The organism is Streptomyces sp. NPDC050085, from assembly GCF_044460595.1.
GTDB lineage: Bacteria > Actinomycetota > Actinomycetes > Streptomycetales > Streptomycetaceae > Streptomyces.
Window position 1 is genome coordinate 152,535 of the sequence record NZ_JBITJZ010000006.1, and the last position, 24,715, is coordinate 177,249.

Sequence of the window (24,715 nt, forward strand, 5' to 3'; positions counted from 1 at the left end):
CTCGAACAGGCTACGACCGCCCGCTGCACCCTGCTACACGAAGGGGCACGCACCGTGACCGTGGGCAGGTCAGCCCAGCAGACCCGGTGCGCGCAGCAGCGGGGCCGGGATGCCGAAGGCGTCGACGAGGGGGACCGCGAGCGGCCGGATCCGGCGGCACAGGTCGTTCACCTCCGCGGTGATCGCCTTGGAGCGCTGCACGGTGAGCCGGCCGTGCTCCATGAACCAGGCGCGGTCCGCCTCGATCGTCGACAGGGCGAACAGGTCGCGCAGCAGCGTCAGCGCTGCCTTGTTCGCCCGCTCGGGTTCCGTGCCCTCGGGCAGGGCCCGCACCGCCTCGACGAACGCCTCGAGCACCAGCCGTTCGACGTGTGCCCGGGCCACGGCGATGACGTGGTCCTGCACCTGCGAGAAGACGTCGCCCGGGTGGCGCCCCTGGTCCGTGCCGCCCTTGAGGCGGCGGGCCACCGCGGCCAGCATGTGCTCCTCGCGGAAGCGAAGCATGGCGAGGTGGTACTCCGCGTCGCGCAGACCCGCCTCCTGGTGCCATTCGTTGCCGCCGGGCAGCAAGTCCCGTACGCGCTCCAGGAGTTTGTGGGCGGACGTCTTCTCCAGGACGGTCTCGACGGCGCGGCCGGCGACGAAGCGGACCATGCCGAGCTGGTCCATGTCCTCGAACTCGCCCGCGTAGTCGGTGAGCAGCCCCTTCGCCACCAGCTGGAGCAGCACGTGGTTGTCGCCCTCGAAGGTGGTGAAGACGTCGCTGTCGGCCTTGAGCGCGGCGAACCGGTTGACCGCGAGATAGCCCGCGCCGCCGCACGCCTCGCGGCACTCCTGGATCGTCCGCGTGGCGTGCCAGGTCGCGACGGCCTTCGTGCCGGCGGCCCGTGACTCCAGCTCGCGCCGGCTGAGTTCGTCGTCGCGGATTCCGGAGAAGACGTCGTGGAGCTGTGCCCGGACGACGTCCTGGGCGAAGTGCAGGGCGTAGGTGCGGGCGAGCGGCGGGAGCAGCCGTCGCTGGTGCATCCCGTAGTCGAGCAGCACCTGCTCCTCGGTGTCCGACGCCGCCTCGAACTGGCGGCGGTGCGCCCCGTACTTGACGGCGATGGTGAGGGCCACCTTGGCAGCGCCGACGCCCGCGCCGCCGACGCTGACGCGGCCCTGCACGAGAGTGCCGAGCATCGTGAAGAAGCGGCGGTTCGGGTTCTCGATCGGGCTCTCGTACGTGCCCTCGGGCGTGACGGTGGCGAACCGGTCGAGCAGGGCCTCGCGCGGCACGCGGACGTCGTCGAACCGGATGCGGCCGTTGTCCACGCCGTTGAGGCCCATCTTGCGGCCGTCGTCCTCGATGTGGACGCCGGGGGCCGGGGTGGCGCCGGCCCGGATCGGGACGACGAACGCGTGCACCCCACGGGCCTGCCCGCCGACCTCCAACTGGGCGAAGACCACGGCGAGTTCACCGTGCCGGGCGGCGTTGCCGATGTAGTCCTTGCGGGCCGCGTCGTCCCCGGTGGCGAGGACGAACTCCTGGCGCTCGGCGTCGTAGCGTGCCGTGGTGCCCAGCGCCTGGACGTTCGAGCCGTGTCCGGTCTCGGTCATCGCGAAGCAGCCCATCAGCCGTCCCGCGATCAGGTCCGGCAGGTACTTCTCGTGGTGGCGCCGGGTGCCCAGGTGCAGGATCGCGCCGCCGAAGAGACCGAACTGCACACCGGACTTCACCAGCACCGACAGGTCCCCGTAGGCCAGGGTCTCGAAGGCGGCGATGGAGGCGCCGATGTCGCCCCCTCCCCCGTACTCCTTCGGGAAGCCCATGCCGGTCCGGCCCGTCGCGGCCAGCTCGACGACGACGTCGCGCACCCGCTCGCGGAAGGCGTCGATGCCGAGCTCCTCGGCCTCTTCGAGGACGGCCGCGCGCTCGGCGAGGTCGGCGCGGACCAGGTCGCGCAGATCGGCGTACGCACCGTCGAGCACCCGGGTCAGCGCGGGTACGTCGATGCCGGGGGCGGTGGTGGTCTGGGCGTTGGTGGTGTCGGGAGCCATGCCGCCCTGGTACCCGGTCGGCGCGACGATCAAGCAGTCGTGTGGATCTTCCGGAGGACGCCGGGGCGGCCCGCGCCGTGCGGTCAGCCGTCCGTCGGCCCGGCCGGGCGCAGCGCGTCGACGACCAGGTCGAGGAGCTGGTCCACCGTGTCCACGGCGTCGATCGAGGTGGTCGACAGGAAGATGCCGAGGAGCATCACGGTGACGTTCCCGGGGTCCACGTCGGAGCGCAGCGAGCCGTCCTCGGTGCCGTGGCGCAGCATCGTGGCGATGGTGGCCGTGATGCGCTCCCGTGTCGCGGGGGTGGCGATGGCGCCCGACGCCCAGCCGGCCCGCAGCGTGTCGGTCATGCCGCGCTTGACCTTGAAGAACTCGGCGTACCGGGACATCCAGGCGCGCAGCGCAGCGGCTGCCGACCGGTGTTCTTCGAGCAGCGGCGGGGCGCTGGCGACGACGGCGTCGAGTTCGGCGGAGTACACCGCCTCCACCAGCGCCTCCCGGGTCGGGAAGTGCCGGTAGAGCGTGCCGATCCCGACCCCGGCCGCCTTGGCGACCGCGTCCAGGCGCACGGCGTCCGGCGAGGCGGCGAAGGCCTCCCGGGCGGCGCTCAGCAGCCGGTCGCGGTTGCGCCGGGCGTCGGAGCGGGCCGCCCGCGCGGGCGCGGCGGCGTCGCGGCCGGTGGCCGCGGATTCGGTCCCAGGCAAAACGGAGACCCTCCGGTTAGTGGTACGTTGATGAAACGGAGCAACTCCGCTTCGCCCATGCTCCCACGTGATCCGCGTATCCCACGCGTGACCCCGTGCGGTCCATGGGCCCCTGTGAAGGAGACAGACCATGACTTCTCCTGCCCGTTCCCTCGATGCCACCGCCTCCGGCGCCCCGCGCCCCGGTGGATCCGGTCGGCTCGCGGGCCGCACCGTCTCCCGGATCGGCTTCGGCGCCATGCAGCTGGAGCGCCTGAGCGGCGACCGCAAGGCGGCGGTCGCGCTGCTGCGCCGCTGCGTGGAGCTGGGGATCGACCACGTCGACACCGCCCAGTTCTACGGACACGGCTTCGTGAACGACGTGATCCGTGAGGCCCTCACGCCCGAGGACGACGTCCTGGTCGTCAGCAAGGTCGGCGCCGAGCCCGACCCGCACGGCCCCCTCCCGCTCCGTCTCGCGCAGCGCCCCGAACAGCTGCGGGCCGCCGTCGAGGACAACCTCGCGACCCTCGGCCTCGACCGGATCCCCCTGGTCAACCTCCGCCGTACGGACACCGGACCCGGGCTGCGCGCCGAAGGGGACCAGATCGTCCCGCTCGACGACCAGCTCGCCGTGCTGACCGCCCTGCGCGACGAGGGCAAGATCGGCGCGATCGGCCTCAGCAGCGTCTCCCTCGACGTGCTGCGCAGCGCCCTGCCCGCGGGAATCGCCTGTGTGCAGAACGCGTACAGCCTCCTGGCCCGCGACGACGAGGACATGCTCCGCCTGTGCCGCGACGAAGGCATCGCCTGGGTCCCGTACTTCCCGCTCGGCAGCGCCTTCGACGGCCTGCCGAAGGTGACGGAGGAACCCGCGGTGATCGCTGCCGCCGACGCCCTGGGCAGCACGCCCGCCCAGGTCGGTCTCGCCTGGCTGCTCCACCACGGCCCGCACGTCCTGCTGATTCCCGGCACGGCCGACCTCGCGCACCTGGAGGCGAACGTGGCGGCCGGAGCGCTCGTGCCGGACGCGCGGACGCTGGCCGCGCTGGACGCCGTTCCGCCCCGGTCGGGGGACATCGTGTTGCACTGAGCCACCGGGAGGACGCGGGTGGCCCGGATCCGGCTGGAGCCGGGTGATCCGGTGTTCGTGCGGCAGGACGGCAGCGTCGACGCGGACCTGCTGAACTTCGTACGCTCCAAGGGCTTCCGGAGTCCGGAGCGGGAATCGAAGTGCAATCGAGCAACAGGCATTCGGATACGTCAGCGACGCCCTGCCCAAGCTCCTCCCGATGGCCAAGCAGTACTTCGACGCCAGGATCCTCGACGTGTTCGACGGCCACGTCGACCCCGCCGACATCGACTACCGCCTCTGCGGCAACGGCGCCGTCCTCACCGGCCGCGGCCCGGCTCGAAGGCCGGGGCGGCCGGTCGGACGGTACGGCGACCGGCAGACGATCCACGTCTCCGGCCCCCGGCCGCGGGATCAGCCGAGCAGCGGCACCGGGAGGACGATCCTGCACGGAGCGGGCTTGGCATGGGCCGGGTCGAGGGCGTTGAGGGTCAGCTGGATCGTGGTGGGCGAGTAGGGGTGGCGCAGATGGCCCGAGCGGTCGGTCGGGCAGACGTCCTGGAGCAGGATGTTGGTGATCTGCGAGTGGGCGGCCGGGGCGACGATGCCGCCCTCGGGCTTCGAGATCACCGGCGGCGCGAGCGGCGGCATCTTCTTGCCCCTGCAGCGCTCGCGGCCCTGGTTGAGCGAGGCGTCGGGCGCGGCCTTCTCCCGCAGGAACTGGTTGGTGTACGGGGTCACCACGTTGTCGGCGACGGTCGTTACATTCGTGTAGGTGACGCCGGGCAGGGTGTCACCGCCCTCGTCGAGCTTGGCGTTCAGATCGGAGCACTCGGTCTGGTCGGGGATGGCCTGGCCGAGGAGCTTGCCGACCGGGTTGATCAGGTTGAGCATCCGGGCGAGCGTCGCGAAACCGGTGGCCGAGGTGCCGTGGTTGCTCGGCGAGATGCCGATCAGCTTGCCGACCTTGTTGCGGGAGGGGTCGGTGGCGTCGGTGCCGCCGTCGTACTTCAGGTAGTAGCGCGGAAGCACGCCGCCGCCCTGCGAGTAGCCGACCATGTCGACCTGCTTCGTACGGGTCTTCGCGAGGACCTCGTCGACGAAGGCGGCGAGCTGCTTGGAGGTCTTGTCCACCGCCTCCATCGCCTGCATCGGGTCATTGGGCTTGCCGCCGATGTGCTTGGCGTAGGCGCAGTAGCCCTCCTTGCGCAGGACCGGGGCGAGCGCGCTCCAGCTGGACAGCGAGTTCGCGGCGGTTCCGTGCACGAGGACGACGGGTCTCGGGTGCTCGGGACTCGGCCTGCAGTTCCAGTCGTTGACGTCCGGCGGGTAGGCGCCCGGCTTCAGGACCGTGTACGCGAACGCGGGCGCGAACTGGGTGAAGCGGGGCACGGTCGGGTCGGGCTCGGGCACGGCCGCACCGGCGGCGTGGGCCGGCAGCAGGGCGGCGAGGACCGCCGTGCAGGCGGTCAGGGCATGGCGGACGGGGATTCTGGCGAAGGTTCTGGCGGACACGGGAGACCTTTCGTGAGATCCGGATCGTGCTCTCGAATCTCACCGGGCGGCCGCCGGGCCGCCTGCTGGAAGGGCCAACCGGCGGGCAACCTGTCGCCCTACCGGTGTCCGGGTGTCCGGGTGTCAGGCGCATGCCGCACCCGATCGACCGGGCCGGTCCGCCTGCGGCGCCGTCTGAGCCCATGGGCCCCGGGCGAGGGGGCTGCACGATCACCACGCTCTCCCTCGGCTCCAACACCGCCTCCCCCAAGGTGAGTTCAGCAGGAACCCGCTCGCCCTCGGACCGAAGCTCCTCCGTCCGCGCGGAGAACGGCAACTCCGGTGCAGATCCTGGCCAGTTCCGTACCGCCACTCGTACGTAGCGCCGTACGCGGAATCGCGGCCTGCACCGGAGTCACCGTCGTTCACGACTTCTTGGTGATCACGAAGCGGTCGATGACCAAGTAGTCGATCTCCGTGGCGAGGAGGCACTCGAGGGCGTCGCGCGGCGAGCAGACGACGGGCTCGCCGGCCACGTTGAAGGACGTGTTGAGCAGGCAGGGCACGCCGGTCCGGTCCGTGAAGGCGCGCAGGAGGCGGGCCAGCACCGGGTTCTGGTGGTCGGCGACGGTCTGCACGCGTGCGGTGCCGTCGACGTGGCACGCTCCGGGTATCCGCTCGCGGTACTCCTCCCGGACGGGGAAGACGAACGTCATGTACGGCGACGAGGTCTTCTTGCCCATGTCGAAGACCCGGGGTGCTTCGGACTCCAGGACGACCGGGGCGAAGGGGCGGAACGGCTCGCGGTGCTTGACCCGGATATTGATGATGTCCTTGATCTCGGGGAAGGCCGGGTTGGCGAGGATGCTGCGGTTGCCCAGGGCGCGCGGCCCGTACTCGGTGCGCCCCTGGAACCAGGCCACGACGTTCTGCTCGGTCAGCAGCTCCGCCGTGCGCTCGGTGGCCGCCTCGACGTCGGCCTCCTCCTGCCACTCGACGCGGTCGGCGTACTCCTCGAGTGCTTCCAGGATGTGCGGGTCGTCGTAGGAGGGGCCGAGGTAGGGCGTGGTGGCGGTATCGGCGGGGCGGTTCCTGAGCCCTGCCGTGTACACGGCCGCGCCGATGGAGACCCCCGGGTCGCTGGCGCCGAAGCTGACCTCCATGCCGGTGAACGACGAGCGTTCCAGCATCTTGGTGTTCGCCACGCAGTTCAGTGCGAGGCCGCCCTCGAAGAGGAGGGTGTCCAGGCCGGTGGCGGCCGTGAGCGCCCGCACTTGGTGCGCGGTGACGGCCTCCACCATGTGCTGGGCCATGGCGGCGACCTTCACCCGGAAGTCGAACTCCTCGCGCTTCTCGCTGTCCCCGTCGAAGAGGTCGTCGAACAGCGCGTAGTACGCCGTCACGTCCATGGGGATGGAGAGGGTGTACGTGCCGTTCTCGTGGAGCCGTACGCAGCGCTCCAGCAGAGGGTTGCGCCGCGGCGTCGGGCCGTAGGCGGCGAGGCCCATCACCTTGTACTCGTCGTTGTTGGGGACGAAGCCGAGGTAGCGGGTGATCCGTCCGTAGGCCACGCCGAGCGAGCTGCTCATGGGGATGGTGCGGTCGTCGAAGACGTTCACCACTCCGTCGCGCACTTCGCCCATGACCGAGGACAGGGTCTCGGCCCGGCCGTCGCTCACCAGGAACGCCGCGTCCCCTCCCCCGGCGAGATACGCGCCGCAGCTCATGTGGGCCAGGTGATGGGGCACCAGGACCAGCTTGTTGGGGTCGAGTTCGTGGCCGGTGCGCCGGACGAAGTCGTCGTGGACCGCCTCGCGGCTGACCATGTCGGTGTAGAACTCGCCGATGCGCCGCAGGACGTCGAACTTCTCGGCGGGCGACCCGCCTCCTGCGGCCACCTCGGCGATCATCTCGGCGGCCACCTCGGACGAGAAGCGCCAGGGGAAGGCGACCACGTCCACGCGGTCGAGGGGGACGCCGGCGAAGTCCAGGCACCACTGGATCGCCCGGGCGGGGAAGTCCGGGGTCTTCTTGACGCGGCTGAGCCGTTCCTCCTCGACCGCGGCGACCAGCTCGCCGTCGACCACGAGGGCCGCCGACGCGTCGTGGCCCACGAGCAGGTTGCGGGCGACGCCGGTCGCCCCGAACAGGCGCCCGAAGATCTCGGCGCCTCTGGTGAATCCGTTGTATCCGAGCACGATCACGGTGGTTCAGCCTCCCTGGCGACGATCGTTGCGACACGGCCCCACGGGGGCCGTCACCGGCCCTGCGACAGGTCGATCGGCTTGTTCGGGCCGCCCTTGGACTCGATGGTCAGGAAGGACAGCACCTCGTCGCCGATGTTCTTCAGGTCGTGCAGGTGATGTCCGCCCGCGGCGACGGTGAAGTACTTCGTCTGTCCGCGCGCGTAGGAGACCTCCCGGCTCGTGCCGTCGCTCATGTGCTGGCGGGCGTGGCCGTCGGTGAGGGCGATCCAGTGGTAGTCGAGGACGTGGCGGTGGACGGGGAGGCGTTCGCCCGGCTCGAGGCGCGTCTCCCAGACGCGCACGAGGTCGGTGTCGGCCAACAGGGTGTGCCCGACCGTGCCGTTGTGCTCGCCTGCGGCGAAGTCCGCGTGCAGTGGCGGGCTCCAGCGGTCGTAGTTCTCGGCGACGACCTCGCTGGTCAGCGGGCGGTCGGGCGCCGGGTGGTCGGTCGGGGGGCGGTGACCCACGGGCCGGTCCTTTCGGTGTCGGGATGCTGGTGGCGCGACGGTCGGCCGCGGTTCACCGCACGGAGGACAGGGCGTCGAGCAGGGTGTCGCCGGCGCGCTCGTCGGCGATGGAGATCCGGCAGGTGCCGGGGACCAGGCGGGCGGTGTCGGCGACCATGATTCCGGCGCCGCGCAGCTGCTCGGTGACGCGTTCGTGCTCGTGCAGGCGGACCAGGAGGAAGTTGGCCTCGGAGGGGAACACCCGCTCCACGGCCGGGTGCCCGGCGAGCGCTTCGGCCATCCGGTCACGCTCCGCCAGGATGCGCCGGACGCTGCCCTGCATCCGGGCGGAGTCGGTGAGCCGGTCGCGCACCGCCCACTGCGAGGCGTTGGTGAAGCCGAAGGGCACCTGGACCCGGCGCAGGGCGTCGACGATCCCCGGCTGGGCGAGGGCGACACCGCAGCGCGCTCCGGCAAGACCCCAGGCCTTGGAGAGCGTCCTGAGCACGATGAGGTTGTGGTGCCGGGCGATGAGCGGGGCGTAGGAGCGGCCCGCGCTGAACTCCACGTACGCCTCGTCGATCACGACCAGTCCCCTGCTGCGGGTGACCAGTTCGAGCACCTGCTCCGGGTCGAGCCGGGTGCCGACCGGGTTGTTGGGGTCGCACAGGAACGTCACGCGCGGGTCGGCGCTGAGGATCTGTTCGACGTCGAGGCGCGACAGGTCGTCGCCGAGCAGCGGCGACTCGACGACGGGCAGCCTCAGCACGCGGGCGAAGTGCGCGTACAGCTCGAAGGTCGGCGGGGTGACGCAGACCGCGTCGCCGGGTGCGGCCAGCGCGGTGAGGAGCAGCATCACGGCGTCGACGGCACCGCTGGTGAACAGGGCGTGTTCGGCGCCGAGTTCGCCGAGTCCTTCATGTCCGGGCAGGCGTCCGACGGTCGTCAGATACGTCCGCGCGAGCTCGGCCGTGTCGAGTTCGGGGTAGCGCCCGTCCGCTCCGAGGAAGGGGTTGGTGTTCCCGGAGAGGTCGAGCAGGTCGAACTTGGGGCGGCCGCGGAAGCGTGCAGGACCCGGGACCGGTACGGCGGCGACCGGTTCGGTGGCGAAGGCCGACACCTCGGTCTCCGCGGGCGGTTCGGGCTCGGCGGCCACGCCGGGGGCGCGCAGCCAGTGGTCGAGCGGGATCACCTGGTCGGCGCCCAGGGCCCGTAGCCGCTCGGCGTCGCCCGGCCCCAGGTGGACCCATTCCAGGCCGGTGCGCCGGGCGTGCAGATACAGCTCGTACAGGGATGCCTCGTACCGGGACTGCCGTGCAGGCGAAGCGTCCGGGGCCGGGGCTTGTGCGAGGTGGTAGATGCCGCGCCCGTTGTGCGAGCGGACCAGGAGCTCTGCTTGTACGACGTCGTCGCCGCGTCGGCGCACGAGCAGATCGGTGCGGTCCGCCAGGGTGCTCTGGGCCAGGGCATCGAGGGCCTCTGCGGTCCAGAGTGCGCCGCGGCCGTCCTCCTGTCGGTGGAGGGTGGCGAACGCCTCGCGCGCCGCGGGCTGCCGGGGCAGGTCACCGAGCGGGACCAACTCCCAGCTCAGTTCCCGGTGTTCGGCATGGTGGGCGCGCAGCTCGGCGAGCCGCTGCTCGCCCACCCGGCCGCGCAGTACGTCGGCCACGTCGCCTGGCAGCCGTACGAGTCCCTCGCTTCCCGCGGCGTCGGCGGCGAACCCGGCCGCGCGCAGCGGCCCGGCGTCGTCGGTACGGCGCACGTACGGCACGAGGATCTGTTCGAGCCCGGCCTCCTTCGCCCGGGCCAGCAGCTCGTCCACCGCGAGCGGGCCGGGGGCGGGGCTGCTCGGTCCGTGGGGTGTTCCCCCGATCAGGGTGGGGCGCTGCGAGGCGGCCGCGTCCCGCGCGAACTCCTGGTGAGGCAGCCCCAGTTGATCCGGAGCACCGATGGGCCCGTCGGAGCCCAGCGCGGCGCACAGGACGCGCTGGAGTGCGGCGACATCCGTGTCCCTACGCATCGACGCCCTCCGTTCCGGCGGCGAGGTGCGCCTCGATGCGGTCGCGGTACTCCTCGAACATCTCGGCCAGCGTGCGGGCGATGCCCACGCGCCAGTCGACGGTGCAGTCGCCGATGAGTTCGCGGCGCACGCGGTGGTCGAAGATCGCCGTCTCGCGGCTGGGCGACTCGCGGTCGAGCCGGGCCTCGACGCCGGTGAGCGCGGACATGTACGCGATGAGGTCGGTCATGCCGACTTCTTCGTCCCCGCCCCAGTTCACCACCTGGGCGCGCGTCGTGGCGGCCGCCCACAGCAGCGGTACCTGGCGGACGACGTCGTCGGTGTGGAGCAGGTTGCAGTAGTTCTGGCCCTCGCGCGGCACGGCGCAGGCCCGGCCGCTGCGCAGCTGCTCGAAGAGGATCATCGGGACGCCGCCGTGCCCGTAGGGGCCGTAGGCGATGTTCAGCCGGGCGATCACCGTCGGCAGGCCCAGGCTTTCGGCGAGGCCGCGGGCCACGCCCTCGGCCGTGAGCTTGGCGACGGGGTACGTGGGCAGCCAGGGGGCCGCGCCGCCGAGCGGGTCGCTCTCCCGGTAGCGGTGGGTCGCGTCGGCCCGGTTGTAGACGACTCCGGAGGACACGTAGAGGAAGGCCTCGGCGTCGGCGCAGTGTGTCATCAGGCGCGCGGTGCTCACCGCGTTGACGCGGGCCGTTTCGTCGAAGTCGTGGCCGTCGCCGCGATGGACGGCCGAGTGCAGGACGTGGGTGAAGTCCTGGGGCAGGCCGCCGAGTTCGTCGGCTGCCATGTCCCAGACGACGGTGCGTGCGCCGGCGCTCTCCAGTGCCTTGCGGGCGTCGGCGTCGCCGAACCGGCCGAGGCACCACACCTCGTTGTCCGCGGCGAGCGCCTCGGCGACGGGTCGCGCCACCTGCCCGGTGGCGCCGGTGACAAGGATCTTCTTGCCTTGCATGGTCAGTGGCTCCTGGTCGTGTCGGAGTCGGCCCGGTGGGTCATCGGTCCAGCGCGCGGGTCAGTTCCCCGCGCAGGGTCGCCTGGAAGCTCTGGACGTGCTGGGGACTCATCAGGGTGTAGTGCTCGCCGTCCACCTCGATGTAGCTGTTCGGCTCACGCGTGAACTCGTCCCACTCCCGCAACTGACCGTCCAGCCACTCCTGTTTGGTGCCCTTGAGCGGGGTGCAGTAGAAGACCCGCACCCGTTCGACCGTGCCGGACGGCTCGTAGTCGCGTCCCAGGTGCACCATGCTCTGCGCCAGGTTCACCCACGCGCCGAACCGCTCGACGTTCAGGTCGAGTTCGACCAGCCGCCGGGGCGGGGCCTGCTCGACGAGGTGGGCCAGCTGGTCCGCCTCCGGCAACGCGCGCAGGGTGGTGGTCAGTTCGGGGATGTCGGCGGGGTGGATGAGTTCGAGGAACAGGGCCAGGTTGATGGCGCCGTCGGTGAACGTGATCTCGTTCATCCGGCCGGAGATGCGCGGGGGAAGGTTGAAGATGCCGACGAAGTCGACCTTCTCCCCCTCGGCCTCCAGACGCTTGGCGATCTCGAACGCCACGGCCCCGCCGTAGGAGTAACCCGCCACCGCGTACGGCCCGTTCGGGCGGGTCCGCCGGATCGCCGCGACATAGGCGCCGACCATCTCGTCGAAGGTGGCGAAGTGCGATTCCCCCTGCCCGAAGCCGCGGGCCCGCAGCGCGTGGAACGGCCGCTCCCCCGTGAAGTACTTGGCGAGGTTCACGAAGACCAGCACCTCGCCGAGGCCCGGGTGAACGCAGAACAGCGGGGTCCCCTCACCGGTGACCTGGAGCGGCACCAGCGGGTCGTACGCGGCGTCGCCGCCCGCGCCGGACGTCGAGACGATGCGGGTCGCGAGCGCCCGTACGCTCGGGGCCTGCAGAAGGGTGGCCATGGGCAGGTCGTCGAGGCCGAAGGCGGTCTGCACCCGGAGCTTGAGCCGCAGGACGTCGAGCGAGGTGCCGCCCAGGTCGAAGAAGCTCGCGGTGACCGGGACCTGCTCGATGTTCAGGACCTCCGCGAACACCCGGGCCAGGGTGGACTCCGCCTCGTCGGCCGGCTCCACGTGGTCGCCGAGGAAGCGGGCGGTCACCTGCTGGGCGCGCCTGGCCTCCGCGTCCAGCTCCCCGGACTCGACGGACGTGCGCAGTCGGGAGCGCTGGACCTTGCCGAGGTTGCCGCGCGGGATCTGCGCCTCGGCGACGGGCAGGATCAGCTGGGGGCGGAATCCCCAGTGCATCACCGTCGAGCTGCGTACCGCGACGAGCGTGCGGTAGAGGCTCGCCTCGTCGGCCGGGTCGCTGTCCGGCACGAAGGCGACCGCGAGTTGTTCGGAGTCGGCACCCTCGGGGCGGATCGCGAAGGCGGCGATCTGTCCGCGGCGGACGCCGTCGAGTTCGTCGAGGACCGCTTCGAGGTCGTGGCTGTAGTAGTTGACCCCGTTGACGATGATGGAGTCCTTGGTGCGGCCGATGAGGGTCAGCCGCCCGTCGGCGTCGAGCCGGCCCAGGTCACCGGTGCGGAACCAGCCGTCGTCGGTGAACGCCTCGGCGGTGGCCGTGGGGTTGCCGAAGTACCCGCCGGTGACCATGGTTCCGCGCAGCTGCACCTCGCCGGACTCGGCCGAGGAGGGACGGTCGCTGGACGAGAGCACCGTGCCGCCGCCGTCGACGATCCGGATGTGCAGTCCCTCCACCGGGTGGCCCAGCGGCGGGAACTCCTGGTCGAGGTCGCGGTCGGCGAAGTCCCGGTTGAACACGCTGCCCGCGCAGGTCTCGGTCATCCCGAACGCGGGCACCACCACGTCGGACCGCAGGCCGTAGGGGGCCAGGGCGTCCAGGAACGACCGCACGGTAGCGGTCACGGTCGCCTCGCCGCCGGAGATGATGTGCCGGATCCGCGAGAGGTCGATGCCGGGCACCGTCTCGGCCGTCCGCGCGAGGGCCTGGTTGATCTGGCCGAAGAGGAAGTTGGGGGTGAACGTCACCCGCACCTGATGCAGCGTCAGAAGCCGGAGGAATTCCACCGGTTCGGCCAGCACGGTGGCCGGGCCCGCGATGATCTGGCTCGCGCCGTTGCGCATCGGCAGCAGGTGCGCCTCGATGGCCGCGATGTGGTCGGCGGATATCCAGTTCAGCATGGTGTCGTCGGGCCCCAGGTCCAGCGCCCCCGACTTCCCGGCCTGCGCCGCGAGGAGGTTGGCGTGGGTGAGCGCGACGGCCTTGCTCGATCCGGTCGACCCGGAGGTGAGCATCAGCAGGGCGAGGTCGTCCGGCGCGGCCTCGTGCAGGGGCTCGGCCGGGTCGGCGTCCAGCTCCTCCAGGATCACCGTGGCGAGCCCGACGTCGGGCAGCTCGTCCTGTGACTTCGGTACGACGAGCAGCGGATCGCCGAGAAGGTCTCGCAGGTGCGTCAGTTGCCGGCGCGAGCGGGAGGCGTCGGCGGGCGGGACGATCGGGCAGGGCACGACGCCCGCGTACAGGCAGCCCCAGAAGGCGCGGAAGAAGCGCTCGGGGACGCCGGCCGCGACCAGCACGCGGGCCCCTGGAGCGATGCCGCGGCTGCGCAGGCCCTGGGCGATGCGCAGGGCGCCGTCGCGCAGTTCGGCGTAGGAGACGAACGGTCCATCGTCGAACGTGACACCGCGCGATGTGTCCTGTGCGGCGCGTTCGAGCAGATACGGAAGTGTCGTGACGCTTGTGGCGTGACGTATGTCCGACATGACAGTGAAGACCCCCGATCGTGGTGGGACTGAACTGGGTGGATCAGCGCGCACGTACTGGAGGAGGGATGGGTGAGGTCCGCCCGAGAACGGCCTCGGGCATGACGAGGCGTCCGGTCGGGGACCGGAGGCGTGTCCGGGCAAGCGGAATGAACGAACTTTTCACCGGGCTTCCACCGGGCTTTTCACCGGACTTTTCACCGGCGTTTTTCAGTGGGCTCGGGGACCGGCCGATCTCGATGGCCAGAAGGCCGATTTCTTCCCAGGCCCTCGGGAAAATTCAACCGCCGGCACGAAAAGACCGACGCGAAGAATCCGAGATCCGAGGCGTCTGAGGCGTCTGAGGCGTCGATAAATTCGCAGCCGGAACGACGGAGAGATCGCCCCGATATTCAATGACCACCAACATGGGCATGTGCCGTCTCCAGTGTTACGACTTGCCGAGCCAGGGAGAAATTTATTGCGGTCTTATCGTGGTGCAACCGGAACTCGTCCGGCACCGGTGCATCATTACACAGTCCCAGTCGACCACAGCCTGTGACGTGGATCACAAGCAGCGCCGGCTTCGCGGCGGCCGACGGGTCGCCTGATCGATCCGGAAGAGACCGGGATCCACCGTCGGCGCATTACGCTCCGCCGGTCACATTGAATCGGACGATCTCGCGAATCTTTTTCTCCAATGTGGATTCGTCCGGATCGGACACGAGCGCCTTACCGATGAGGCCGTACGGGCCGACCGGTGCATCGGGTGACGAGTCGTAGGAAATCTCGTCGAATTCAAAGGCACGCTCGAAATCCTCCTGGGTCAGGTGACCGCTTTCGGGACGCCGGAGCAGGACGCATCCGTACAAGCGCTCGGGCGCTCCGTCGCGCCCCAACTGGGTGGGCGTCTCACCGAGCGCGAGACCGATCTCGGCGTCGAACAGGTCGACGCCGTACGTGTGCGCTTCCATCTGCGGCCCCAGCCCACCGGGAATCCTGATGGCGCACTCACCGAAGGTGAGCCCGTCCTCTTCCTCGAAAATCTCCAAGTGGAAGACGCAATCGGGGGCATCGAGACTCCCGAGGACCTGCTCGGCGATCGTCTCGGCCTGCTGGAACAGCTCGGTGTGGAGCCTCCTGTCCAGGGTCCATGTCGCGAGGGTGCCGTCCTGCGCGGCGTCGATCGGCGCGTCGTGATAGCGGCTCATCGAGGACCACCGGAGCTCACCGCCGAGCCACATGCCGTTGATGAAGACCTCCGGCGCGTCGATGAACGACTCGGCCACGATCTCCACGTCCGACGCCCCGGAGAAGAGCGCGAGGGCCTGGTCGTACTCCTCGGCGGAACGGATGACCCTCGTGCGCTGGGCGCCGGCGCCGTTCGCGGGCTTGACCACGAAAACCTCGCCGAGTTCATCGACGAGTTCCTGATGGGCAGTACCTCTCGGCACATGCCGACAGCGCGCGGTCCGCACCTCGGAGGGAAGTCCGCTCTTCTGAAGGTACTTGTCACGGAAAAAGAGAACCCCGCGTGAATCCCTGTTCCCAGGAAGGTTCAACTGCTGCCGTAGATAGGCCGCGGTGAACACTCCCATTTCATGGAGGGACATGGCCCCGACCACGTCGTCGAGCCGGCGTGCGAGCACCGCACGCAGCACTTCATTGACGTTTTCGAAATCAGCGACCCAGCAGGATTCCCGATCGTCGGGCGCCCCCATGGGGTCCTGGACCACGTAGAAAGGATCCAGACCGCGACGTCGCAGCGCCTGGTCGAGATCGCCCCGGTAACCCATGACAATCATTCTCGGCATATTCGCCCCCCGCGTTTGATTCAGACGACCAATGGACCGGTTGAACGTTTTACCTGACCGAGGACGGCACGGCGGCATCCTTACACGGAATCGCACGGTGCGGACACGCCAAAGCGTGATTCGATCACGCAGGAGCAGTGACATGGATCACACCTTCGTCGCATGGGCGCAGGTCACGGCCTTCCCTCGGATTCCACAGAACCGCGACGCCATCAACCACCGCGCCAAACAGGGCAATTGACGACAGTTCATGAGAGTGGGCCCGATGCGGGGCAGGTCGGCAGGGCGTGATCGGCGGACGGCTGCCCACCCTGTTCAGAAGGGTCTATGCCACCGGGTGAGCTGCTGGTAGCGTGCCGAAAAATCTTGTTTCAACGAGATCATGGGCGGGCGGCCGGTCCACGGACCTGCCCGCGGGAGGTGCCTCGTGCCAGCCAACCCCCTGTTGAAGGAGGAGCTGCACGCCAGCGTCTCCGATCCGGTTCTCGACACGATGAACTTCCTCAACGGGATCACGCACCGCTATCCGCAGGCGGTCTCCTTCGCCCCCGGCCGCCCGTACGACGGCTTCTTCGACACGGAAGACGTCTTCGAGCACATCCGCCGCTACCTGGACCACCTCGCGAAGACCGGGTACACGCCCGAGGAGGTACGCGCCGCGATCTTCCAGTACGGACCGACCCAGGGCCAGATCAGGGAACTCATCGCCGACTCGCTCCGCAAGGACGAGAACATCGACGTGCCGCCCGAGGCCATCGTGGTCACCGTCGGCTGCCAGGAAGCCATGCTGCTGACCCTGCGCGCCCTCATGGCGAGCCGGGACGACGTGCTCCTCGTGGCGAGCCCCTGCTACGTGGGCATCACCGGCGCGGCCCGCCTGCTCGACATCGCGGTCACTCCCGTCGAGGAGCGGGCCGACGGTCTGCACTGCGACGACGTGGCGACCGCGGTCCGGGCCGAGCGGGCCCGGGGACGTCGCCCGCGGGCGCTCTATGTGGTCCCGGACCACTCGAATCCGTCCGGTGTCACCCTCTCCCCCGAAGCGCGCACGGGACTCCTCGAACTCGCTGCCCGCGAGGACCTGCTCCTCCTGGAGGACAGCCCGTACCGGATGGTCAGCCCCGGCCCTCAGGTCCCCACTCTCAAGTCCCTCGACCGTGACCGCCGTGTCGTCCACCTCGGCTCGTACTCCAAGACGCTCTTCCCGGGCGCGCGGGTGGGCTTCGCCGTCGCGGACCAGGTCGTCGTCGACCGGGACGGCACCACCGGTCTGCTGGTGGACGAGATCACCAAGATCAAGAGCATGGTGTCGGTGAACACGTCCCCGCTCGCCCAAGCGGCTGTCGGCGGGATGCTGTTGGCGGCCGACGGCCGCACCGCCGACATCAACGTCGAGACGGCTCGCTACTACGGCGACGCGATGCAGGCCATCCTGAAGGAACTGGACGAGGCCTTCCCCGAGGAGGAGCGCACGGAGCTCGGCGTGCGCTGGAACCGGCCCACCGGCGGCTTCTTCCTGACCTTGGACGTCCCGTTCCGCGCGGACAACGCCGCGCTGGAACGCTCGGCAGAGGAGTTCGGCGTCATCTGGACGCCCATGTCCTACTTCTACCCCCAGGGCGGCGGAGCCCGCAGCATCCGCCTGTCCGTCAGTTACCTGACCCGGTCGGAGATCGCCGACGGGGTCACGCGTCTCGCACGTTTCATCAGGAGCGAGGCCTCTGCCCCTCATCAGGAGCGAGACCTCCGCCCCTGAACCGTCGCGGCCTGCACGTCGCACGTGCAGGCCGCCGTCGACTCGCCGCCCCCGACTGCCGAGTCAGTGCCGCGGCCGGTCCCTGGTCACCGTGCGGACGGCCCGGGCGGCCGTCACCGAGTCGCACCCCGCGAGGCCGAGGGCGTCACGCAATTCCTCCGCCAGGAGGGTCAGAACGCGGCCGACGCCCCGCTCTCCGGCCGCGGCGAGCCCCCACAGGACCGGACGTCCCACAAGCACGCCGTCGGCCCCCAGAGCGAGCGCGCGCAGGACGTCGGTACCGCTGCGGATTCCGCTGTCCAGCAGCACCCGGCAGCCGCCGCCGACCTCCGCGACGATCTCCTCGAGGGCGTCGACTCCGGCCACCGCGCCGTCCAGTTGGCGGCCACCGTGGTTGGACACGACGATGCCGTCCGCGCCGACGTCCACGGCGCGGGCGGCGTCCCGGGGGTCGAGTACCCCCTTCAGAATCATCGGCAGCCGCGTACGGCGCCGCAGTTCCTCGATGTCCGCCCAGGTCAGGGAGGGAGTGAAGGCTGCTTCCGTGTGGGCGGCCACCGCGGATCCGGACGCCGGCGCCCGATGGGCCTCGGAGCCCGACCCCCAGGTCAGGTTGGCCGCCTCCACCCCGGCGGGCAGCCGGAACCGGTTGCGGACGTCCCTGAGCCGGCGTCCCATCCAGGGCACGTCGACGGTCGGCATCAGCGCCGCGCACCGCGCCGCCTCCGCGCGTTCGACCAACTCGAAGGTCTTCTCGCGGTCACGCAGCCAGTACAACTGGAACCAGACAGTGCCACCGACTCCCGTGATCGCCTCGATCGGGAAACTGCTCAAGGTGCTGGCGGTGAACGGCACTCCCGCCTCCTTGGCCGCCCGCGCAGCCGCCAACTCCCCTTCCGGATGGAGAAGTTGGTGGTACGCGACGGGTGCGACGGCCACCGGCATGGCATGCGGGACCCCGAACAGCGACGTCTTCGGGTCGCAGTGCGCCACGTCCCGAAGGACCCGCGGCACGAGGGCGATCCGCTGCAGTGCCGCACGGTTGGCGGCCAGCGTGACCTCGCCACCGCTGCCGCCGGAGACGAAGTCCCACACGTCCGCGGGCAGCACCTCCCGTGCCGCCCGCTCCACATCGTCCAGGCAGTGCGCGTCCCGCTCGACGTCCCACGGTCCCGTGGCCGACGCGGAGGGGCTCACCGCGACGTGCTCCGGTTCGCGAGGCGCTCCATCTCCACCGCTTCGTACAGGGCCTTGATGTTGGAGCTGCCGAAGGTCTCCGCCCCGCACCGCTCGATCACCTCGACGAAGAAGGTGCTTCTCGGGTGCATGGAGCGCGCGAATATCTGGAACAGCTGCCCGGCGTGGTCCTCGTCGACGAGGATGCTCAGCTCGTGCAGGCTCTCCAGGGAGTGCTTGCTCAGGCGGATGCGCTCCTTGAGCAGGCTGTAGTACGCGTCCGGGGTGGTCAGGAACTCCACTCCGCGGCCGTTCAGTGCCCCGACGGACCGCACCGCGTCGTCGGCGGCGAAGGCCACGTGCTGCACGCCGGACCCGCCGTGGCGCGCGAGGAACTCGTCGATCTGACCGGGGTCCGCCGTGGGGTCGGGCTGGAGGATGGTGAAGGTCACCTCGCCCGACCTGCTCTGCACCACCTTGGACAGCAACGCCTGGGTACCGACGACGATGCGCTCCGCGAAGATCTCGTCGAACCCGAACGCCTTCCGGTACAGCTCCACCATCGCGTCGAGGCCGCCGGCGTTCACGCACACGGCGAAGTGGTCGATCTCCAGGAGTTCGAGCCCGTCCGCGGCTGGGGCGGTCGGCGCCTGCGCACCGGGAATCCGACGGAACCCGGCAGGCAGTCCGGCCTCCTTGCCGGCATGCCGCTGGACCAGAGTGTGCACGACGTCGCCGAATCCGGAGACGGTCGCACTGACCTCCACGTCGTCCCCCGCGTGCGCCACGGGTTCGGCCAGCGCCCGGGCGCCGTTCTCGACCGCCTGGCGAAACGCGGTGCGCACGTCCTGCGTGCGCAGGGCGATGTTGGCGACGCCGTCACCGTGAGCGCGTACGTAGTCGGAAGCGGGATGCCGCGGCGACGTCCCCTCCGTCAGAACGAGCTTCATCGCCCCCTGGCTCATCACCGTGGCCCGGAAGCCCTGCTCCGGGGAACCGCCGAGTGCGACGTCCACGAACCCGAAGGAGTCACGCCACACGGCGACCTGCTCGTCCATGTCGCGGACGTACAACTCCACGTAGTCCAGCTCAAAGTTGTCGACGATCGTGTTGGCCTCGGAAGACGTCATGGAACTTCAGTTCTCCTTTGTGACGAGAAGCAGGTGGATGACGTTGCGGTGCGCAGTGGCACGCACTTGGGCATGCGGGTGGGCCCGAAGGCGTGCGGTGGGTGAGCATGCCGGGCCTGCCCGGCGCGCTCGACGGGGCGTCGATCAGCCGGCGTGTGCCTTCGCCTCGAGGACGCTGAAGTACGAGTCCGGGAGCGGGGTGACGTTCGAGAGGTGCAGCCCTGCCTGCCGGAGCAGGGACCGGTACTGGTCCAGGGTGCGCTCGCGGCCACCGAGCACGACCATCATGCCGAGGTCGCTCCACCAGGCCGGGTGGGGTTCGCCCGGTTCGGGAAGGAGCATCTCGCAGATGAACAGGCGGCCGTCCGCGGAGAGTGCCTCGCGGCTGCGGCGCAGGATGGTGACGGCGTCCTCGTCCTCCCAGTCATGGAGGACGCTGCACATGAGGTGGGCGTCGGCCCCGGTGGGGATCTCGACGAAGAAGTCGCCCGATGCGGCCCGGCAGCGGTCTCCCAACGCGGCGAGATCTCCGGAGCCCTCGGCCCGTTCGACGACGCTGTGCCGGTCGAAGAGGACTCCCCTGACGTGCGGGTTGGCCGTGAGGATGGAGGCGAGTACGGCGCCCTTGCCGCCGCCGATGTCGAGGAGGCAGCGGGTGTCGTTCCACGCGGGGAGGGTGGCGAGGCCCGAGTAGAGGCGGCCCGCCCGCTCCCGCATGCGCTGGTCGAAGGTGGCGCCGACCTGGCTGTCGCTGTCCTTGTGGGTGAAGAACCCGGCGCCGAACTCGCTCTCGAAGGCGGGCCGGCCGGTGGCTATGGTGTCGACCGCCCCGAGCCAGGCGCGGTAGGAGTCGACGTTGGACAGGGTCGCCCGCATCGAGACGGGCGAGTCGGTCAGGAGCAGTTGCCCCAGCCGCGTGAGGGCGAACAGCCCCTCCCCCTGGTCGGTGAAGAAGCCGCAGCTGGCAAGGGTCCGCAGCAGCCGTTCCAGCGCCCCGGACGCTACGCCGAGCGACGCGGCCAGGTCCTCCACCTTCCTTTCCGAGTCGGCGAATTCGTCCGCGACGCCCAGGTGTGCGGCGACGGACAGCGCGTACGGCAGGACGGCGACGATGCTGTCGTCGCCCATGCGCAGGAAGTCGCGGACCACCGGGTCGGCCGCGGTCGCGATGACGTGCTCTCGGTCGGTACTCACTCGGTTGGGCCTTCCGTTCATTGCGTGGTTCGGTGGGCATCTTCACGGTGGGCATTCTCAGGAGCTCAGGTCACCCAGGGCGTCGAGCAGGCACTTCGGGCACGCGTCCAGCCAGCTCTCGCTGATGTGATCCGGGTGTGAGTGAGGAAGGCCTGCTCGTTGTCCTTGCCGTGGACGACGGTCCGCCCTGCGGGCACCAGGGCCAAGACGACGGGTCCGGGTTCCCTCCTCGAGGAACGGTTTCTTCAGTGACCTGTACGGCTGTGTACACCAGGTTGATCAACGGCCGCCAGGCAAACGCCTTCTTGGCCGCGGACTCAGGCAGCGTGCCGTGCGGTGCCCGGGCGCAGGGCACCTGCCGCGTCGGCTGCGTCGCTGCCCGGTAAGGACGGCTCGATGCACCGCCGGGTCATCCCATACGCGGAGAGTTCGGGCGATACGGCAACACCGCGGTGCATGCCGCCCCTCGGCCATGGTCCACCGAGGGAAGGCGGCACCGACATCAGCCGGACCTTCTTCGTGATCCGGACCCTCTTGGCAACGGCCATCGCCCTTGCAACCCCATGCTCGAGATGACGAGGCACTTCGCTCCAAGAGGTCCACGCGGCAGACACATTGGCGACTGCCGACCTGCCATCACCAGCAGCGCGCCCACCGTAGCCTGTACGACCGACGACGTCCCAGGGAAGACCTGAGCTCATACCGACCCGCCGGTGCCGGCGGCCTGTTGGGCAGCTCCGCCGGACGCCGAAATACCTGGTCGAAGTCGTGTACGAGCGTGTGGCAAGATCGCGGAATGCTGCGACTCACCGATTTCATCATCGACTGCCCGGACACGATGAAGCTGGCGGCCTTCTACTCCGAGGTGACAGGCCGTCCCGTCAAGGAAGGCAGCTCCGAGCACTGGGCCGGCATCCGGTTCGGCGAGATCGAGCTGGCCTTCATCCAGGTGGACGGCTATCGCGCTCCGCAGTGGCCCGACACCGAGCACCCCAAGCAGTTCCACCTCGACTTCGAAGTGGACGACATCGAGTCCGAGCAGCGACGCATCCTCGACCTCGGCGCGACGCTGAAGCAGGACTTCATCGGCCCCAACGGCTACGGCTGGCGGATCTACACCGACCCGATCGGCCACCCCTTCTGCCTGTGCCGCAACAAGGGTGTCGTCTGGACCGACGAGGGACCGACCTGGCCCACGCAGGACTGAGTGCCGCCACTTCGCCCGGTGCCGGACCGACTCGATGTCGCTCGACCGCGGTGTGCGGTGCTGCGGTGCTGGCCTGGGGCCTGAGTAGGACGACGGCGAACGCCGCATCCGTCTATGTGCACTTCAAGAACAGGGCGACGGGCCATTGCCTGGACTACCGGGCCGACTACGGTCCCTGCGCGACCGGCTGCAACGGGAGCGGCTACCAGACCTGGGTGGTCAACAACACGGCCTTCGAGCTGTCCGCGATGCGGCAGAACGCGGGCGACCGGCTCTGTTTGGTGGCCCGCAACGGCCAGGCGACGATGAAGCCCTGCTCGTCCAGCGACGCGGATGCCAGACGCCTCGTCAAGCTCGTCCCGTGCTCAGGCGGCAACTCCCAGCAGTGGGAGATGCAGACCTGACCGATTCCTGCCGCTGAGCAACGCCGCCGACGTGACGCCCGGCTGCCCGACGCCGCATCCTCCCCCGGCACCGTCCGTGTTCCGTTGGTGATCACGAGGTGAGACCGGTGCTGGAGGAAGTAGGGGTTCTCGCCGGCAGGAGTCTTCGGCATCGAGCGCGCCGGTTCACGGCCGCAGCAGGCCGGCGACGGTCGAGGCGGTGGTGCGGTGCCAGCGCGCGCTGCCGCGCAGCATCGCATGGTCTCCGCCGGGCACGAGGTGTATCCGTGCTCTCGCACCGGCCGCGCGGGCGCGCCGCACGAACCGCGCCGACGCGTGTGGATCGGTGACCCGGTCGTGGTCGCCGTGGACCACCACGACATCCTTGCCCCGCAGGTGTGCCACGGGTTCGTCCTCGGGAATCCAGGGGGCCAGCGCCACCACGGCCTTGACCTGGGCCACGCGTGCGGCGCCCAGTGCGGCCCGCCCTCCCATCGAGTGGCCCACGAGCACCACCGGCACATCGCCGGCGAGGCGCGTCAGTTCGTCCAGTGCTCGGCAGGCGTCGTGCAGGGCGTCGGCGTCGGTGCCGTTCCAGCCCCGCACGCGGTAGCGCACCTGCCCCAGCAGGACGTCATCCTCCGGCAGGATCGCGGCGACGGCCCGTACGAAGGGCCTCATCCGCAGCGCTGCGAGGTGCCACGGCCGTGACGGGGAGCGGCTGTCGGCGCGGCCACCGTGCAGGTACAGCACGGCGGCCCGCGCCCCGGGCGGTGTCCGCAGCGCAATCAGCGCGCCGCCCGAGCTCCTCGCCGCCAGGCGTACTCGCCGCCCGTTCGGGATCATCCGGCCTCCTCGGTTCTGCTGTGGTGCCGCTGTGCGCTCCGGATACTGATCATTCGTCACCGGGCACGGAAAGGTTTGGTCGGCCGGACCAATCCATGGACGCTCGGGCTCCGGATTACGGCTGCAGACACCTGACCACGGAGGGACGCGTGAAAGAAGCCGTACACATCGGCAGACATCCATCCGCCGAGCCGGACCTGGAAGAGCTGGTGGGTCGTGCCGCGCTCGGCGAGGAGGAGGCGTTCGCCTCGGTCTACGACATGGTGGCCGGCCCCGTTCTGGGCACCGTGCGCGCCGTCCTGCGGGACCAGGCGCAGTCGGAGGAGGTGGCGCAGGAGGTACTGGTGGAGGTCTGGCGCACGGCCCCCCGGTACCGCCGTGAGCTGGGGACGGCGATGAACTGGATCCTCACCGTGGCGCACCGGCGTGCGATCGACCGGGTGCGCTCGGTGGAAGCCGCGGCGGCCCGTGACCACAAGGCGGCGCTGCTGGCCCACACACCCGACTTCGACCAGGTCACCGAGCAGGTGGAGGCGCGGTTGGAGCGGGAGCAGGTGCGGCGCTGTCTGCGCACGCTGACCGAGATCCAGCGGCAGGCCGTCACGCTCGCCTACTACCGTGGGCTGACCTACCGTCAAGTGGCAGAGGCCCTGTCCCTGCCGCTGGGTACGGTCAAGACCCGGCTGCGCGACGGGCTCATCCGGCTGCGCGACTGTCTGGGGGTGACCGCGTGAACACCGCCGATCTGCACACCCTGACCGGTGCCTACGCCGTGCACGCCCTGTCCGACGAGGAGCGCGCCGCGTTCGAGCGGCACCTCGCGGACTGTGCGGCGTGCGCCCAGGAGACCGCCGAACTCACAGCAACGGCAGGCCGGTTGGGCCTGGCCGTCTCCCTCGTCCCCCCTGCCTCACTGCGGGAGCAGGTGCTGCGGCAGATCACGACGGTGCGCCAGGAGGCGCCCGGCGCGGCTGTAACGGCGCGCGCGGGCCGGACGAGGGCTGCGCGGCGCCGCCTGCTGTCGCGCTGGGCCCTGGCCGCATGTCTCGCGGCGGCCGCCGCCCTGGGCGGTACTGCGGTGTGGCAGCACCAACAGGCCACGGCTGCCAGGCAACAGGCCCGCCAGGCCGAACAGGGCACCGAGCACATCGCAGCAGTCCTCGCCGCTCCCGACGCCAGGACCGGCTCGGCAAGGCTGGCCGGCGGCGCCACCGGCACCGTCGTCGTCTCCGCGCGCCAGGACCGCGCCGTCTTCGTCGTCTCGGGGATGGCGCAACCGCCGCGGGGCAAGGTCTACCAACTGTGGTTCGACGACGGTGGGACGATGCGCGCGGCCGGGCTCATGGACGCCGGACGAAGCGACCAGGCGGTGCTGTTGAACGGCGCCGTCGACGGGGCGTCGGGCATGGGCATCACGGTGGAGCCCGCGGGCGGCTCCTCCCACCCGACGTCCGCGCCTGTGGCCCTCATGCGTTTCCCGGCGTGAGGGGTGTGCGGC

The 24,715-nt window shown here is 70.3% G+C and carries 19 protein-coding genes; 6 read left to right on the top strand and 13 right to left on the bottom strand.

Features of this window, described 5'->3' with window-relative positions; all coding sequences use genetic code 11:
- Positions 1 to 69: 69 nt before the first annotated feature.
- Positions 70 to 2,040: an acyl-CoA dehydrogenase gene (locus ACIBUY_RS23775; protein ID WP_365565537.1), complete on the bottom strand. Its 1,971-nt coding sequence runs from the start codon at positions 2,038 to 2,040 to the stop codon at positions 70 to 72.
- Between the two features lie 83 nt (positions 2,041 to 2,123).
- Complete coding sequence (locus ACIBUY_RS23780; protein ID WP_399153598.1) at positions 2,124 to 2,744, bottom strand: TetR/AcrR family transcriptional regulator; 621 nt, start codon at positions 2,742 to 2,744, stop codon at positions 2,124 to 2,126.
- A 130-nt stretch (positions 2,745 to 2,874) separates the two neighbouring features.
- On the opposite strand from ACIBUY_RS23780, the gene ACIBUY_RS23785 reads away from it, so the two are divergent.
- Positions 2,875 to 3,816 carry an aldo/keto reductase gene (locus ACIBUY_RS23785; protein ID WP_365565542.1) on the top strand — a complete coding sequence of 314 codons (942 nt, stop codon included), beginning with the start codon at positions 2,875 to 2,877 and terminating at the stop codon, positions 3,814 to 3,816.
- A gap of 393 nt (positions 3,817 to 4,209) precedes the next feature.
- Here the strand turns inward: ACIBUY_RS23785 and ACIBUY_RS23790 are convergent, their stop codons facing one another.
- The 7 genes from ACIBUY_RS23790 to ACIBUY_RS23820 all read right to left on the bottom strand — a co-directional run bounded on the left by ACIBUY_RS23790 (position 4,210) and on the right by ACIBUY_RS23820 (position 15,516).
- Positions 4,210 to 5,310: an alpha/beta fold hydrolase gene (locus tag ACIBUY_RS23790; RefSeq protein ID WP_365565544.1), complete on the bottom strand. Its 1,101-nt coding sequence runs from the start codon at positions 5,308 to 5,310 to the stop codon at positions 4,210 to 4,212.
- Positions 5,311 to 5,714: 404 nt separating this feature from the next.
- Entirely contained in the window at positions 5,715 to 7,493 is a 1,779-nt protein-coding gene (locus ACIBUY_RS23795) for a carbamoyltransferase (RefSeq protein WP_399153599.1), read from the bottom strand.
- Positions 7,494 to 7,546: 53 nt separating this feature from the next.
- Positions 7,547 to 8,002, bottom strand: a complete 456-nt coding sequence (locus ACIBUY_RS23800; protein ID WP_399153600.1) for a hypothetical protein — start codon at positions 8,000 to 8,002, stop codon at positions 7,547 to 7,549.
- Positions 8,003 to 8,054: 52 nt separating this feature from the next.
- On the bottom strand, positions 8,055 to 10,001 hold the full coding sequence (locus ACIBUY_RS23805; protein WP_399153601.1) for a pyridoxal phosphate-dependent aminotransferase: 1,947 nt from the start codon (positions 9,999 to 10,001) through the stop codon (positions 8,055 to 8,057).
- Entirely contained in the window at positions 9,994 to 10,950 is a 957-nt protein-coding gene (locus tag ACIBUY_RS23810) for an NAD(P)-dependent oxidoreductase (RefSeq protein ID WP_365565551.1), read from the bottom strand. Before ACIBUY_RS23810 ends, ACIBUY_RS23805 begins: the two co-directional genes overlap by 8 nt.
- Before the next feature lie 40 nt (positions 10,951 to 10,990).
- The gene (locus ACIBUY_RS23815) at positions 10,991 to 13,732 is read right to left on the bottom strand and encodes a non-ribosomal peptide synthetase (RefSeq protein WP_365565553.1); all 2,742 of its coding nucleotides are present in this window, start codon (positions 13,730 to 13,732) and stop codon (positions 10,991 to 10,993) included.
- A 626-nt stretch (positions 13,733 to 14,358) separates the two neighbouring features.
- Complete coding sequence (locus ACIBUY_RS23820; protein WP_399153602.1) at positions 14,359 to 15,516, bottom strand: acetyl-CoA carboxylase biotin carboxylase subunit family protein; 1,158 nt, start codon at positions 15,514 to 15,516, stop codon at positions 14,359 to 14,361.
- Positions 15,517 to 15,907: 391 nt separating this feature from the next.
- Here ACIBUY_RS23820 and ACIBUY_RS23825 point away from each other — a divergent pair, with 391 nt between their 5' ends.
- A complete protein-coding gene (locus ACIBUY_RS23825; RefSeq protein WP_399153603.1) occupies positions 15,908 to 17,281 on the top strand; it encodes a PLP-dependent aminotransferase family protein in 1,374 nt (457 codons plus the stop codon).
- Between the two features lie 63 nt (positions 17,282 to 17,344).
- On the opposite strand, the gene ACIBUY_RS23830 is transcribed toward ACIBUY_RS23825, so the two are convergent.
- The 3 genes from ACIBUY_RS23830 to ACIBUY_RS23840 form a co-directional block, all read right to left on the bottom strand.
- A complete protein-coding gene (locus ACIBUY_RS23830; protein ID WP_399153604.1) occupies positions 17,345 to 18,478 on the bottom strand; it encodes an alpha-hydroxy acid oxidase in 1,134 nt (377 codons plus the stop codon).
- Positions 18,475 to 19,587 carry a 4-hydroxyphenylpyruvate dioxygenase gene (hppD, locus tag ACIBUY_RS23835; RefSeq protein WP_399153605.1) on the bottom strand — a complete coding sequence of 371 codons (1,113 nt, stop codon included), beginning with the start codon at positions 19,585 to 19,587 and terminating at the stop codon, positions 18,475 to 18,477. The genes ACIBUY_RS23830 and hppD overlap by 4 nt, the downstream gene beginning before the upstream one ends.
- 144 nt (positions 19,588 to 19,731) lie before the next feature.
- Positions 19,732 to 20,781 carry a methyltransferase gene (locus ACIBUY_RS23840; protein WP_365565565.1) on the bottom strand — a complete coding sequence of 350 codons (1,050 nt, stop codon included), beginning with the start codon at positions 20,779 to 20,781 and terminating at the stop codon, positions 19,732 to 19,734.
- 796 nt (positions 20,782 to 21,577) lie between these two features.
- Here ACIBUY_RS23840 and ACIBUY_RS23845 point away from each other — a divergent pair.
- Together ACIBUY_RS23845 and ACIBUY_RS23850 are read left to right on the top strand one after the other, a co-directional pair.
- Positions 21,578 to 21,988 (top strand): VOC family protein, encoded by a 411-nt coding sequence (locus ACIBUY_RS23845; RefSeq protein ID WP_365565567.1) that lies wholly within the window; start codon positions 21,578 to 21,580, stop codon positions 21,986 to 21,988.
- Positions 21,989 to 22,053: 65 nt separating this feature from the next.
- Complete coding sequence (locus tag ACIBUY_RS23850; protein WP_365565569.1) at positions 22,054 to 22,392, top strand: ricin-type beta-trefoil lectin domain protein; 339 nt, start codon at positions 22,054 to 22,056, stop codon at positions 22,390 to 22,392.
- Positions 22,393 to 22,557: 165 nt separating this feature from the next.
- Here ACIBUY_RS23850 and ACIBUY_RS23855 read toward each other — a convergent pair whose 3' ends face one another.
- On the bottom strand, positions 22,558 to 23,217 hold the full coding sequence (locus tag ACIBUY_RS23855; RefSeq protein ID WP_365565571.1) for an alpha/beta fold hydrolase: 660 nt from the start codon (positions 23,215 to 23,217) through the stop codon (positions 22,558 to 22,560).
- A 149-nt stretch (positions 23,218 to 23,366) separates the two neighbouring features.
- On the opposite strand from ACIBUY_RS23855, the gene sigK reads away from it, so the two are divergent.
- Positions 23,367 to 23,951, top strand: a complete 585-nt coding sequence (sigK, locus tag ACIBUY_RS23860) for an ECF RNA polymerase sigma factor SigK (RefSeq protein WP_365565573.1) — start codon at positions 23,367 to 23,369, stop codon at positions 23,949 to 23,951.
- Positions 23,948 to 24,703 carry an anti-sigma factor gene (locus ACIBUY_RS23865; RefSeq protein ID WP_365565575.1) on the top strand — a complete coding sequence of 252 codons (756 nt, stop codon included), beginning with the start codon at positions 23,948 to 23,950 and terminating at the stop codon, positions 24,701 to 24,703. Before sigK ends, ACIBUY_RS23865 begins: the two co-directional genes overlap by 4 nt.
- Positions 24,704 to 24,715: the final 12 nt, after the last annotated feature.

What these genes read in the sequence shown, in the direction of transcription:
- ACIBUY_RS23815 (WP_365565553.1), bottom strand. Translation starts at nt 13,732, where the DNA reads ATGTCGGACATACGTCACGCCACAAGCGTCACGACACTTCCGTATCTG.
- ACIBUY_RS23855 (WP_365565571.1), bottom strand. Translation starts at nt 23,217, where the DNA reads ATGATCCCGAACGGGCGGCGAGTACGCCTGGCGGCGAGGAGCTCGGGC.
- ACIBUY_RS23845 (WP_365565567.1), top strand. Translation starts at nt 21,578, where the DNA reads ATGCTGCGACTCACCGATTTCATCATCGACTGCCCGGACACGATGAAG.
- ACIBUY_RS23775 (WP_365565537.1), bottom strand. Translation starts at nt 2,040, where the DNA reads ATGGCTCCCGACACCACCAACGCCCAGACCACCACCGCCCCCGGCATC.
- ACIBUY_RS23785 (WP_365565542.1), top strand. Translation starts at nt 2,875, where the DNA reads ATGACTTCTCCTGCCCGTTCCCTCGATGCCACCGCCTCCGGCGCCCCG.
- ACIBUY_RS23810 (WP_365565551.1), bottom strand. Translation starts at nt 10,950, where the DNA reads ATGCAAGGCAAGAAGATCCTTGTCACCGGCGCCACCGGGCAGGTGGCG.
- hppD (WP_399153605.1), bottom strand. Translation starts at nt 19,587, where the DNA reads ATGACGTCTTCCGAGGCCAACACGATCGTCGACAACTTTGAGCTGGAC.
- ACIBUY_RS23820 (WP_399153602.1), bottom strand. Translation starts at nt 15,516, where the DNA reads ATGATTGTCATGGGTTACCGGGGCGATCTCGACCAGGCGCTGCGACGT.
- ACIBUY_RS23805 (WP_399153601.1), bottom strand. Translation starts at nt 10,001, where the DNA reads ATGCGTAGGGACACGGATGTCGCCGCACTCCAGCGCGTCCTGTGCGCC.
- ACIBUY_RS23825 (WP_399153603.1), top strand. Translation starts at nt 15,908, where the DNA reads ATGGGCGGGCGGCCGGTCCACGGACCTGCCCGCGGGAGGTGCCTCGTG.